Source organism: Streptomyces asoensis, assembly GCF_013085465.1.
GTDB classification, from domain to species: Bacteria; Actinomycetota; Actinomycetes; order Streptomycetales; family Streptomycetaceae; genus Streptomyces; species Streptomyces cacaoi_A.
In genome coordinates this window covers 5,807,027-5,819,910 of record NZ_CP049838.1, presented here as the reverse complement: position 1 = coordinate 5,819,910, position 12,884 = coordinate 5,807,027, and the positions used below count along the sequence as shown (strand labels likewise).

Sequence of the window (12,884 nt, the reverse complement as noted above, 5' to 3'; positions counted from 1 at the left end):
GGAACGATTTCCGCCACCCGCTACCCTGGCCCGATCACCGGGGCCGTCCCGCGCCCCGTCGCCGTCTCCTGGGGGAACCCGCCACCATGCTCAGGTATCTGCCGTTCCTGCTGGTACTGGCGCTGTGGATCTACGCCTTCATCGACTGCCTCAACACCCCCGAGGAGGAGGTGCGGGGGCTGCCGAAGGTGGTCTGGGTCATCATCATCCTGCTCTTCGGCGAGGTGCTCGTCGGTCCGGTCGCCTGGCTGGTGGCAGGCAAGGCGCGGCGCGCGCCCGTGGGCGGCGGTGGCACTGCGGCCGAGTCGCCCCGCGCCCGACGCGCCGAGTGGGTCGCGCCGGACGACAACCCCGAGTTCCTCAAGTCCCTGAAAGAGAACCAGGAAGAGGACAAGAAGGACGACGAAGCTCTCCTCAAGGACTGGGAGGCCGACCTGCGCCGCCGCGAGGAGGAGCTGAAGCGCCGCGAGTCCGGTGAGGACCCCCAGCCTCCGCAGACCTGAGACACGCCGACGGCGCCCTGCGGTCTCGGTGAGACGCGGGCGCCGAGGGCGCGGACGCGGGGCCCCGCCGGAACGGGCGACCCCGGGTCGGGGACGGATCCTAGGCCGCGTCGTGTTCGGCGGACCTGGGCGAGCACTTGGGAGCGGTCTGCCAGTAGCAGCCGACCTGGACGAGCCCGTACCGGTAGTCCGAGCCGGTGCCGGCGATGGACCGGGCGTCCCGGCCGAGCGTGCGCAGGATGTCGCGGGCGTTCCCCTGGCAGTGGCCGGAGGTCAGGCACAGCGCGGCGGAGCCGGTGACGAACGGCGCGGCCATGCTCGTACCGGAGAGGAGGCCGTGGTCCTCGCCCAGGGCCGTGCCGCGGGTGGGGAGAGTGGAGAGGATGTCGGTGCCCGGGGCCGCGATGTCCACCCACGACGCCCCGTAGTTGGAGAAGGGGGCCCGCTGGTCGAACACGGTGGTGGCGGCGACGCTGATCGCCTCCGGGTAGGCCGCCGGATAGTTCAGCGCGGTCGTACCGGCGTTGCCCGCGGAGGCCACCACGGCGACGCCCGCCTGCGTGGCCAGCCGGACGGCCTGGTGCACCAGCGGGCTGTCCACCGAGGTTCCCAGACTCAGGTTGGCGACCCGGATGTTCTTCGCCTTCGCGTTCTGGGCCACCCAGTTCAGGCCCGCGATGAGGTCGGAGAAGAGCCCTGAGCCGCTGTCGCCCAGGACCTTGACGTTCCACAGCCGGCTGCCGGGGGCGGTGCCCTCCCCGCCGATGCCGTTGTTGAGCGCCTGGACGATGCCCGCGACATGCGTCCCGTGGCCGTGGAAGTCGTCCGCGCCGGCAGAGGTGCTGAAGTTGGCGTTCCCGGCGACCCGCAGGTCCGGGTGGCCGGCGTCCACACCGGTGTCCAGCACCGCCACCCCGACCCGGGCGGCCGCGGGCACCCGGAATCCGTGGTCGGAGCCCGCCACGGCGCCGATCCGGAACAGGCCCCACTGCCCGGCGAGCAGCGGGTCGCCCTTGTACGCGACCCCGCCCCCGTCCGGCTTGTCCGTCCGCTGCCGTGGCGCCTGCACCGACGAACCGGCGACCGGCTCGGGCAGGGACACCAGCTGGTCGGGTTCGACCGAGGCGACCTGCGGGTCGGCGCGAATGGCCTCGATCTGGTCCGCGGTCGCCTCCAGGGCGTAACCCTTGAGGGCCGCCCCGTCCACGGTGGCGTCGAACACATGGCGCAGCCGGCTCCCGCCGTCCGACGCCTGTCCCTGCGTCTGTTCCTCGGCGACCTTGCCCGGATCGGTGACCGTGTCCTTCAGCTGCACGATCCACCGCTCCGCCGGAGCGGGCTCGGCGGCCTGCGCGGAGCCGGGCACGACCGCGGCGGCCGTGAGGGCCGACAGCACGGCACACGAGACCAAACCGCTACGGAGCGGAATCTTTCCGAGTCTTCCCACCAAATCCTCCACACCCTGCGCACCGAAGATCGACAAGGTAGGACAATAGGAGCGGGCAAATGTTCCCTATCGGTGACTCACTCGGAAACGTCCGGACCGATCATGAAATCACCTGATCGGCCGAGCGGGCTCAGCGTGCGCACGAGCCGAGGCCGACCGGGCAGCGGCGCGTCGGCCCGACTGCCGCTGCCACTGGTCGAGTCCCTGGTGCTGGGTCCGGTCGACGGGGTCGCCCGCCGGTGGCTTTCCGGCGCCGCCCTCCACGGCTACCTCGCCCGTGTCACCGCAGCCGGGACGACGACAGGATCGACAGCAGGTGGGCCGGGACCATCACCCAGGTGATCGCGGCGATGGCCGCCAGCGCCCAGCGAGTGGGCTCGACACCGCCGGTCGCCGCGTCCAGGGCGGCCACGGCCAGCAGGACCAGGGAGGCCTCGATGCCGTTGGTGACCCGGTGGATCTTGAAGGCGGCGGCGAGGCGGCGCAGCGAGGCGACGCCCTGGGAGCGGGGCGCGGTGGCCTCGTCGTCGGCGACCGCGAGGCCACGCCGGGCCCGGGCCACGTCCACCAGGTCGGTCGATGCCTTCAGCAGCACCACACCGAGCGCGGTCGCCAGACCCAGCGACACCCAGCCGTTGAAGCCCGCCCAGCCGCCGAGGCCGGACTCGGCGGCCCGGAAGCCGAACCCGATCATGAGCGCCGCGTCGGCCAGATAGGCGCCGAGCCGGTCGACGTAGATGCCGGTCGCGCTGTTCTGTCCCTTCCAGCGGGCGACCTCGCCGTCCACGCAGTCGAAGAGCAGGAACAACTGCATCAGGAGCGCGGCGAGCACGGCCCCCGTGAGACCGGGGACGAGCAGCGCGGCGCCGGACAGCACCCCGCACACCACCATCGTCCAGGTCAGCTGGTCCGGGGTGACCCGGGTGCGCACCAGCTGGCGGGTGAACCGCAGCGAGACGCGGCGCATGTAGAGGCGTCCCGCCCAGTGCTCGCCGTTGCGGCTGGCGAGCTTGGCCTGCGGCTGGCAGACCTCCCGCAGCTCCTCCAGAACAGGAGCAGCAACCATGAACTTTCCTTCCGCCCGGGGCTCAACTGCCGCGCCTGCGGCGGTGATCGGCACAGGTTACTTGACCCGCTCCCGGCCGTTCGCCGGGGGCGTTTCGGCATGGTTGGTGCGGTGTCAGGACCCGCTCGACGGCCCGAGCCAGGTCATCTCGCGCCGGCCTCACCACACGATCGCGTGAGCGCCCGCGTCAGCGCGGATCCCTCCGGGAACTGATCGTGGTGAAGGCACGCACCTCGTCGAGGAGGACCCCATGGACCCCATGGACCGGGTGGACCGGGTGGACCGGGTTGATCAGGTGGATCAGGCGACGGCACGGTCGTGGCTCGCCACCGCCGTCGAAGAGGCGCGGGCCGGTCTCGCCGAGGGCGGCATCCCGATCGGCGCCGCGCTCTACGGCCCGGACGGCACCCTGCTGGGCCGCGGCCACAACCGGCGCGTCCAGGACGACGACCCCTCGACGCACGCGGAGACGGCCGCCTTCCGCGCGGCGGGACGTCAGCGCTCGTACCGCGGCACGACGATGGTGACCACGCTGTCCCCGTGCTGGTACTGCTCCGGCCTGGTCCGCCAGTTCGGCATCTCCCGGGTGCTCGTCGGCGAGGCGAACACCTTCCACGGCGGCCACGACTGGCTGGCGGAGCACGGCGTCGAGATCGTGCTCCTCGACGACTCCGAGTGCATCGCCCTGATGCGCGACTTCATCGCGAAGAACCCGGCTCTCTGGAACGAGGACATCGGTGAGTGACCCCGCTGCCGCCCACACCCCCCGCACTCCCCACACCTCCCGCACCTCCCGCATCCCGACCGTCGACCTCGGGCCCTGGCTCTCCGGCGACGCCGACGCCCGCGCCGCGATCGCCCGTACCGTCGACGACGCCCTGCGGACCGCCGGGTTCCTGCTGGTCACCGGGCACGGGGTCGACCCCGCCCTGCGCGACCGCATCCGGGCGGCCGCCCGGGCGTTCTTCGTGCTGCCCGCCGACGTCAAGCAGGCCTACGGCGCGAAGGTCGGCGGGCGCGGCTGGCTGGGGCCGGGCGCGGAGGCCAACGGGTACTCGGAGGGGACCGAGACCCCGCCGGACCTGAAGGAGTCCCTGACCTTCGCCACGCACGAGCCCTTCGACGACCCGGTGGTCAACGCGGAGTGGTACGCGCCGAACGTGTGGCCCGCGGAGGTGCCGGAGCTCCAGGCGCTGTGCGAGGAGTACCTGACCCGGATGGGTGAACTGGAGAAGCAGCTGCTCTCTCTGCTCGGGGAGGCCCTCGGCCTCGAACCGGACTTCTTCTCCCGGCACATGGATCACCCGACCTACGGCTTCAACATCAACTGGTATCCGGGGACGGAGGTCGTCGGAGAACCGCAGCCGGGCCAGTTCCGGATCGGCCCGCACACCGACTTCGGCACCGTCACGATCCTCGACCGGCAGGCCGGCAAGGGCGGGCTCCAGGTCTGGACGGACGAGGGCGGCTGGGAGGACGCGCCCTTCGACCCGGCCGCCTTCACCATCAACATCGGTGACCTGATGGCCCGCTGGACCGGTGACCGATGGCGCTCGGGCAGGCACCGCGTGCTGCCGCCCCCGGCCGACGCGCCGACCGAGGAGCTGATGTCCCTCGTCTACTTCGGCGAGTGCACCCCGGGGACGCTCGTGGAGTCCGTACCGGCGCCCGTCGGCCGGGTGGCGTACGAGGCGGTCGACTCGCATGTGTATCTGCGGGAGAAACTGGACTCGATCACGGTGGAATGACGGCCCCGTTCCGCTCACGTCCGGAAGTTTCGTGACCCAACGGACACCATGCGATCTGGCACTTACCAACTCCCTCTCCTTACCCTTGCGTTGGGAACCGAGCCCTGGGGGAGGTGCGCGGTGCACAGACGGTTGTACGGGCGTGGCGCGCTGTTCGACGTCGAGCCCGCCGGTCTCGTACCGCGGCTCGTGGGGATCCGTCCGTACGAGCTCCACGCGGAGAAACCCGAACACCCCGCGGGACCGCCCCTGCTGGTGCTGGCGGGCGGCCGGGGTCTGGGCAAGAGCGCGGTGCTTGCCGAGTTGTGGGACGCCTACACGGAGCACACCCGCAGGGGCGAGGCCCGCAGACGCACCCCGGTCGCGTTGATCGACTGCGAGGACGAGCAGTTCGCGCGGCCGCCGCACGAGGAGAGCCCGGAGTCCTGGTCGCCGGTGTGGCAGGCGCTGCTGGTCGTCGCCGAGCAGCTGACGGAGCCGGTGCGGGCGGCCGGGCAGCTCACCTTTCCGCGGCTGACGGCCGGGTTGGTGGCGGTCCGGGCCAGCGACTGGAGCGGCCGGACCGACTCCGACCGCATCCGGCGGGAGCTGGTGCGGATCCTGCTGCTGAACGAGCGCGCATCCCGGTTCAGCCTGGCCGGACGGTGGGCGGCCAAGGTCGCGTCGAAGGTGATCGCGGCGGCCAGCGGCGGGGGCCCGTTCGTCGCGGCGACCGTCGAGGCCACCCTGGAGGCGCTCTCCGAGGGCGTCACGCACCGCAAGGAGCAGAAGCCGGCCACCTGGTACCGCTCCTATCCGAACGCGGGCGGCAACGCCAAGCGGGGACTGCTGCTGCTCGCCGGGAACTTCCGGGCCGGCGGCACCTCGCGCGAGCACGCCGAGCGCTGGCTGGTGCGAGCGCTGCTCGCCGATCTGGCCGAGGCCTACTCGGGGCTCGGCTCGCATCTGACCCGGCTGGGCCGGCCGCTCGTACTGCTGGACAACGCGCGGAGCGGCCCGGGTCCCGGGCTGCTGGACGCCGTCCTGCGGGACCGGGCCGACGGGGTCGCCGACCAGGTGGTGTGGGTGGCGACGGTACGCGGCGCGGCCCATCCGGCGCTCGGCGACGCCGTACGCCGTGAACTGCCGGAGGTGGCCCGGGCCACGGACTGGGAGCCGGGCAGTTCGCCCTCCTCGCGGGCACTGCTCGTACCGCTGCCGCCGCTGTCCCCCGACGACACCCTGCACATGGTCGGCGCGGTCTGCGACGACACCGAGCTGCCGCCTCAATTCCCGCACGCCACACACCGGTTGACGGGCGGCAACCCGCTCGGCATCGTGCTGCTCGCGACCACCGCCCGGCAACACCCCGGGCAGGCGGCCTCGTTGGGGCGGCTGCTCACCGCGAAGGTCAGGCTGGAGGAGGGGCAGGCCGACGACGGCCGGCCCGCCTACGCCGAGTTGCTGGGCCGGCTGGTCCCCGCCGACCGGCTCGACGAGCTGACGGTCCTCGCGGCCGCCCACGACCACGACTCCGCCGTGGCCCTCGCCGACGACCGGCTCCCCGACGACTTCGGTTCCTCGGGCGTCCGCTCGCTGCGGGCGCGGCTCGCCGCGGAGGGACTGCCGGCCGCGCCGGGCCACTTCGTCGGCGACCCCTTCACCCGCACCCTGCTGCTGCTCCGGCTGCACCACCGGCGCGCCGACCACGCCAAGTGGCGTGAGGTGCACGAGACGCTGATCCGGCACTACACCCACGCCGACGGCCAGGACCCGGACGACCACGACCCCGCCCACGCCCGGTACCGGCTCTACCACGAGCTGGCGCTCGGCGACACGGCCGGCGCGGTGGCCTATCTGCGCGACACGTTCGCCGTCCTGCGCACCCGCACCTGGCTGGACACGCTCCGGTTCCTGGCGTCCGCGCCCTACTTCCACGCGCACGACGCGGCAGGCCGCGACTCCGACGGCCGGGACGACCACCGGTCGGCGATCGCGCTGGGCCGCACGGACGCCGGCCAGGAGCCGCCGGAGGGCGTGAACGCCTCCCTCCACCTGCGGATACGGCGGCTGCTGCACGCCGTCTGGCAGGTGACCGACCCGCTGGTGCTGCCGGACCCGAAGGTGTGCGGGCGGCTGGAGTTCGAGCTGCTCCAGCTGTCCGACCAGCGGCCCGCCGGGGGCGCGCTGCTGTTCGCGACCTCCCAGGCCTGGCCCCGGGACGCCCTCGCGGGCCGCCCGCTGCGCACCCCGGCCGAGGACGACGACGGCGACACGGACGGCGACGGACACGGACCGGACGACGGGGACGGGGTGGCGTGATGGCCGACGGAGTCAGAAGCCCGCTGGTGCGGTGGCTGCGGGAGGTCTGGGAGATCCGCCTCTACCGCTATCTGGCACTGCTGGTCACGGCCGCCGTGCTGACCGGGCTGGTCTTCGCCGTGCGGGCGGTCACCGACGAGGACCGGTCCTGTGCGCCCGGGGTGGCCCGTCCGGTCGGCAGCGACGAGTGCGTGGGCGTGGCCACGGGCGCGTACGACTTCGGGCATGCCCAGCTGCAAAGCGCGGTGCGGGCGATCGACCGGGAGAACGACCGGCTCAAGGCGGGCGGTTATGTCACGGTCGCGCTGATGCTGCCGTACACCGCCTCCACCCCCTCGACGCTCAGCGACATCCAGCACGAGGTGCAGGGCGCCTACCTGGCGCAGTGGCAGGCCAACCACACCTCCAACGGACAGGCTCCGGCGATCCGCCTGGTACTCGCCAACCCGGGTGCCACCAGCGACCACTGGGAGACGATGGTCGACCAGCTGGAGCGGATGGCGAAGGGCGCCGACCGGCTGCGCGCGGTCGCCGGGGTCGGGCAGAGCACCGACAACAACAAGAAGGCCGTGGCGGAACTGACCCGGCGGGGCATCCCGGTGGTCGGTGCCTCCATCACCGCCGACGATCTCGCCAACGGGCAGAACGGCAAGGACCCCTTCCCCGGCCTGGCCCGGGTCTCCCCCACCAACACGGACGAGGCACGCGCCCTGGCCTCGTTCGCCAAGGTCGACGCCGACCGGGCCCTGCTGGTGTACGACAAGCCCGGCGACCCGTACACGCGGACGCTCCAGACGTCGTTCGCCGCGCTGCTGAAGGGTTCGCCCTACGAGCCGCAGCCGTTCACCCCGCCCGCCGACCGCACCCAGGAGGGGACGACGGCGAACACCTTCCGGCAGATCACCCACCTGGTGTGCGACACCTCCGCGGAGACCGACACGATCCTGTTCGCGGGTCGGCACACGCAGTTGCGGCAGTTCGTCAACGCGCTCGGCACCCGCGGCTGCCAGAACCGGAAGTTCACGGTGCTGACGGGCGACGAGGGCTCGTACCTGTCCGGCGACAAGAAGCTGGACCGCACCGCCCTCACCCACAACCTCTCCGTCCGCTACACCTCGCTCGCCCACCCGGACGCCTGGGTGAACGCCCCCGTGACGCTGCCGGGCGGTTCGGCGGCGGACGCGAAGGTCCTCACCGACCTCCTCGCCCGCAGCGCCCGTGAGCCGGTCGGCCCGATCGGTGACATCGCCCTGGAGGACGGCCAGCTGATCATCGGCTTCGACGCGATGACGCTGGCCGTGCACGGCATCCGCGAGGCCACGCCCGACGGCGCGACCGTCCCGCCCCTCGCGGACGTCGGCCTCCAGTGGCCGCAGGTCAAGGGCTCGCTGCGGGTGAGCGGGGCGAGCGGCTGGATCTGCCTGGACGTGCACGGCAATCCGTACGACAAGGCCGTGCCGATCGTGGAACTCCACGCCGACGGCGGTTCCCGCTTCGTCCGCATCGCCTGGCCGGAGGGAAAGCCACCGGCCAAGGAGTGCCTGCCGCCGTCCTAGGGACCCGGCCGGCGGCTACACGCCCGCGTACGAGTGCTTTCCGGAGACGAAGATGTTGACGCCGTAGTAGTTGAACAGCCAGCAGCCGAACGCGATCAGGGCCAGGTAGGCGGCCTTGCGGCCCTTCCAGCCGGCCGTGGCCCGGGCGTGCAGGTAGCAGGCGTAGGCGACCCAGGTGATGAACGACCAGGTCTCCTTGGGGTCCCAGCCCCAGTAGCGGCCCCACGCGTCGCCCGCCCAGATCGCGCCCGCGATGATCGTGAACGTCCACAGCGGGAAGACGGCCGCGTTGACGCGGTAGGCGAACTTGTCGAGCGAGGCCGAGGCGGGCAGGCGGTCGAGGACCGAGTTGGCGAACTTGCCGGGCTTGCCGCCGGTCGCCAGCTTGTTCTCGTAGGCGTCCTTGAACAGGTACAGGATCGTGGCGACCGCGCCGACGTAGAACACCGCGCCGCAGAAGATCGCGGTGGAGACGTGGATGTACAGCCAGTACGAGTGCAGCGCAGGGACCAGCTGGTCGCTCGCCGTGTAGAGGACGGTGACCGCGAGACCCAGGTCCAGCAGGACCGAGGTGATCAGGAACAGGCCGAGCCAGCGCACGTTCTTCTTCAGCGCCAGCAGCCCGAGGTACACGCCGACGGCCACCGTGGAGAAGGTCAGGTTGAACTCGTACATGTTGCCCCACGGCGCCCGCTCCACCGAGGCCGCGCGGGCGATCACGCCGCCCAGCTCGACCAGGAACGCGAGCACCGTGAGGGAGATGGCGATCCGGCCGTACATGTCGCCCTGCTCGTCGCCACCGTGCGCGCCGGGCCCGTCGGGCACATCGCGCGCGCCGGCCGCGGAGCGCACGACGACCTGCGGCCGCTCCAGGACGGCCGTGCCGCCGTTCTTCTTGGCGGTGACGGCCGGGCCCTTGGCCGCGGTCGTGGCGGTGAGCGCGGCGGCGGTACGGCCGACCTTGCTGCGGCTGCCGAGGAGCCACTCGGCGATGTACGCGAAGAAGGCCAGGGTGTAGACGGCCATCGCGGAGTAGATCAGCGTGTTGCTGATGCTCGCGAGGTTTTCGTTGGTGGCGGCGGCAAGCTCCGTGGTGGCGGCGAGAGTCACTTCTCAGCCCCTTCGGCAGGTACGACTTCGGGTTCGGGGGATGCGGGGGATGCGGGCGATCCGGGGATGCCTGGGGTGTCGGGATCCGGGGTCGAGGGAGCCTGGTCGTACAGGACTCCGGCGAGGTCGCCGAGTTCCTCGGGCACCTTGGCCGACTCGCTGCGGCCGAGCCCGGCCATCTCGACGACCGTCACCCCGTCGTCCCCCTGCACCGCGCGCACCCACACCCGGCGGCGCTGGAGGAACAGGGAACCGGCGAGGCCGAAGATCGCGGCGATGGCCCCGCCCAGCGCCCAGCCGCTCGCGGGCTGCTGGGTGATCTGGAAGTTCGCCCACTCCTTGGTGCCCTCGTAGGTCACCGAGCCGGCGCCGTTCGGGAGGGTCATGGTCTCGCCGGGCTTGAGGTTGTCCCGCAGCTGAGCGCCCTTGGAGTCCTTGAACTCCTTCATGTGCGACTTGTCGAGCTGGTACACGCTCTGCGGGATGCCCGAGTTGACGCCGAGGTCGCCGTGGTACGGCGTCAGGTTCAGCACCGGGTTGCGCAGCGCCGGGAACGTCGAGGCCGCCTCGCTGCCCTTGGTGTACGTCGGCAGGAAGAAGGCCGAGATGCCCAGCTGCTCACCGACGCCCTTGGCGTCCCGGTAACCGTCGAGGACCTTGATCACACCGCTGGAGGTGATGTTGGAGTCGAGCGGCAGCAGCGGCACCGCGTCGCGGTAGACGACGTTGCCCTTGCCGTCGCGGACGGTGATGACTGGCGCGTAGCCGTGGGCGGTGAGGTAGATCTTCGAGTCGTCGATCTCCAGCGGGTGATTGACCTTGACGACGGCCTTCTTGTCCTTGCCGTAGGCGCCCACGCTGTAGGTGATGGCGGACTGGAAGGTGCGCGCGGTGCCCGTGTTGGGACCCGAGGTCTCGTACGTGCCGGTGAACTTGTCCAGGCTGAAGCTGAACGGGTTCAGGTCGTCGGTGCTGAAGAGGTTGCCGGACTTGAAGTCGTTGTACTGGGTGAGGGTGTTGGAGAAGCCGTCGCCCTCGACGACCAGCTTGTTCCCCTCGGACTTGTAGAGCTGGCCGCAGGCGAAGGCGACCAGCATCACGATCAGCGCGATGTGGAAGGAGAGGTTGCCGACCTCACGGAGGTAGCCCTTCTCTGCTGCGACGGCGTCCCCGGCCAGGTGGGCGCGGAAGCGGCGCTTGCGCAGCAGGGTGAGAGCGGCCTCACGAACCTGTTCCGGCTCGGCGTCGGTGCGCCAGGTCGTGTACGCGGGCAGCCGGGTCAGCCGCTTCGGCGCACCCGGCGGGCGGCTGCGCAGCTGACCGACGAACTGCCAGGTGCGGGGCACGATGCAGCCGATGAGGGAGACGAACAGCAGGATGTAGATCGCGGAGAACCACACCGAGCTGTAGACGTGGAAGAGGCCGAGCCTGTCGTAGATCGGCGCGAGCGTCCCGTGGGCCTGACGGAATTCGGCGACCTTCGTCTCGTCGGTGCCGGACTGCGGGATCAGCGAACCGGGGATCGCGCCGAGAGCCAGCAGCAGGAGCAGCAGCAACGCGACCCGCATGGAGGTGAGCTGCCGCCAGAACCAGCGGGCCCAGCCGATGAGCCCCAAGGCGGGCCCACTGGCCAGCGTGTCCACGGGCGCGGTGGACAGCTGGGAGCCGGCGGCGCCGAGATCCTGCTCGTCGGAGGCGGCCGGGGTCTCGCCCGGGGCGGAGCCGACGGTGCTCTTGCTCATGAATCAGATCCCCACAGTGAAGCCGACGGACCAGGACTGGATGTCCTGCACAAGGCGGTCCCAGGCACCGGTCAGCAGCAGCAGACCGGTCACGATCATCATCGTGCCGCCGATCCGCATCACCCAGGCGTAGTGACGCTTGACCCAGCCGAAGGCGCCGAGCGCCTTGCGGAAGGCGACCGCGGCGAGCACGAAGGGCACACCGAGGCCGAGGCAGTAGGCGACGGTCAGTATGGCACCGCGGCCCGCGCTTCCCTGCTGGGAGGAGAGGGCGATCACGGAGGCGAGGGTCGGGCCGATGCACGGGGTCCAGCCGATGCCGAACAGCGCGCCGAGCAGCGGGGCGCCGGCCAGTCCGGCGACGGGCCTCTTGTGGAAGCGGAACTCCCGCTGGGTCATCCAGGGCATCAGCCCCATGAAGAAGACGCCCATGAGGATCATGAGCACACCCAGCACCTTGGACAGGACATCCTGGTTGGCCTGGAGGTTCTCGCCGAAGTAACCGAACAGGGCCCCGCTGGAGACGAACACGGCGGTGAAGCCGAGGACGAAGAGCGAGGCGCCGGCGACCATCCGCCCGCGGCGGGCCTCGGCCAGGTCGGTGCCGGCGACGCCGGTGACGTACGACAGATAGCCGGGGACGAGCGGCAGGACGCACGGCGAGAAGAAGGAGACGAGCCCGCCGAGCAGCGCGATCGGCAGCGCGACCAGCAACGCACCGTTGAGCACGGTGTCGTTGTAACCCGTCGCGGCGAGCGTGGTGACCGCGCTCACGTCACTTCTCCGCGAGGACGGGCGCGATCATCTTGCGCAGCCTGTCCTCGCTGAGCGCGGCCAGCGACCGGGCCGCGATCTTGCCCTCCCGGTCGATGACCAGCGTGGAGGGGATGGCCTGGAGGCTGAGCGTGCCCTTCTTGAAGCGCAGCAGCAGCTTGCCCTTCGGGTCGGACAGGCTGGGGTAGGTGATGCCCTGCTGCTTCTCGAAGGCGAGGGCGTTGTCGTTGCTGGTGTCGAGGGTGTTGATGCCGACGAACTGCACACCCTGGTCCTTGAGGTCCGTGTAGACCTTCTGGAAGCCCGGCGCCTCGGCACGGCACGGAGCGCACCAGGAGCCCCATACGTTGAGGACGACGACCTTGCCCTTGTAGGCGGCGATGTCGAGCTGTCCTCCGGCGACGCTCTTGCCGGACAGGTCGGGGGCCGCGGCGCGCGTCCCCTTCTTGGCGGTGGAGATGCCGTCCTTGCCCATCACGAAGTTGGTGTCACCGCCTCCCCCGGCGGTGCCTCCGGAGGTGCAGGCGGACAGCAGCAGTGCGGCGACGGCTCCGCCTGCGGCCGCGGTCAGGGCGGCACGGCGCGAACGGTTCCGGCTGGTCGAGCACAGGGGGGCGCGGCTGGCGGCACTCATGTG

The 12,884-nt window shown here is 71.4% G+C and carries 11 protein-coding genes; 5 read left to right on the top strand and 6 right to left on the bottom strand.

Features of this window, described 5'->3' with window-relative positions; translation table 11 throughout:
- The first annotated feature begins 86 nt into the window (after positions 1–86).
- The gene (locus G9272_RS26065; protein ID WP_171398800.1) at positions 87–503 is read left to right on the top strand and encodes a PLD nuclease N-terminal domain-containing protein; all 417 of its coding nucleotides are present in this window, start codon (positions 87–89) and stop codon (positions 501–503) included.
- A 100-nt stretch (positions 504–603) separates the two neighbouring features.
- Here G9272_RS26065 and G9272_RS26060 read toward each other — a convergent pair whose 3' ends face one another.
- Positions 604–1,899, bottom strand: coding sequence for a S8 family peptidase (locus G9272_RS26060; protein ID WP_171398799.1), 1,296 nt, complete (start codon positions 1,897–1,899; stop codon positions 604–606).
- A gap of 331 nt (positions 1,900–2,230) precedes the next feature.
- Positions 2,231–3,016, bottom strand: coding sequence for a CDP-alcohol phosphatidyltransferase family protein (locus G9272_RS26055; RefSeq protein WP_171398798.1), 786 nt, complete (start codon positions 3,014–3,016; stop codon positions 2,231–2,233).
- Positions 3,017–3,275: 259 nt separating this feature from the next.
- On the opposite strand from G9272_RS26055, the gene G9272_RS26050 reads away from it, so the two are divergent.
- The 4 genes from G9272_RS26050 (at position 3,276) to G9272_RS26035 (ending at position 8,621) form a co-directional block, all read left to right on the top strand.
- The gene (locus G9272_RS26050; protein ID WP_171402176.1) at positions 3,276–3,761 is read left to right on the top strand and encodes a nucleoside deaminase; all 486 of its coding nucleotides are present in this window, start codon (positions 3,276–3,278) and stop codon (positions 3,759–3,761) included.
- Positions 3,754–4,764: an isopenicillin N synthase family dioxygenase gene (locus G9272_RS26045; protein ID WP_171398797.1), complete on the top strand. Its 1,011-nt coding sequence runs from the start codon at positions 3,754–3,756 to the stop codon at positions 4,762–4,764. The genes G9272_RS26050 and G9272_RS26045 overlap by 8 nt, the downstream gene beginning before the upstream one ends.
- Positions 4,765–4,884: 120 nt before the next feature.
- Positions 4,885–7,065, top strand: coding sequence for a hypothetical protein (locus G9272_RS26040; protein ID WP_171398796.1), 2,181 nt, complete (start codon positions 4,885–4,887; stop codon positions 7,063–7,065).
- Positions 7,065–8,621: a hypothetical protein gene (locus G9272_RS26035; protein WP_171398795.1), complete on the top strand. Its 1,557-nt coding sequence runs from the start codon at positions 7,065–7,067 to the stop codon at positions 8,619–8,621. The genes G9272_RS26040 and G9272_RS26035 overlap by 1 nt, the downstream gene beginning before the upstream one ends.
- A gap of 15 nt (positions 8,622–8,636) precedes the next feature.
- Here G9272_RS26035 and ccsB read toward each other — a convergent pair whose 3' ends face one another.
- The 4 genes from ccsB to G9272_RS26015 are packed head-to-tail and all read right to left on the bottom strand — an operon-like array spanning position 8,637 to position 12,881.
- Positions 8,637–9,731, bottom strand: coding sequence for a c-type cytochrome biogenesis protein CcsB (gene ccsB / locus G9272_RS26030; RefSeq protein WP_171398794.1), 1,095 nt, complete (start codon positions 9,729–9,731; stop codon positions 8,637–8,639).
- Positions 9,728–11,473, bottom strand: a complete 1,746-nt coding sequence (resB, locus tag G9272_RS26025; protein WP_171398793.1) for a cytochrome c biogenesis protein ResB — start codon at positions 11,471–11,473, stop codon at positions 9,728–9,730. The genes ccsB and resB overlap by 4 nt, the downstream gene beginning before the upstream one ends.
- A gap of 3 nt (positions 11,474–11,476) precedes the next feature.
- Entirely contained in the window at positions 11,477–12,247 is a 771-nt protein-coding gene (locus tag G9272_RS26020; protein WP_020130083.1) for a cytochrome c biogenesis CcdA family protein, read from the bottom strand.
- Between the two features lies 1 nt (position 12,248).
- Complete coding sequence (locus G9272_RS26015) at positions 12,249–12,881, bottom strand: TlpA family protein disulfide reductase (protein ID WP_171398792.1); 633 nt, start codon at positions 12,879–12,881, stop codon at positions 12,249–12,251.
- Positions 12,882–12,884 lie beyond the last annotated feature (3 nt).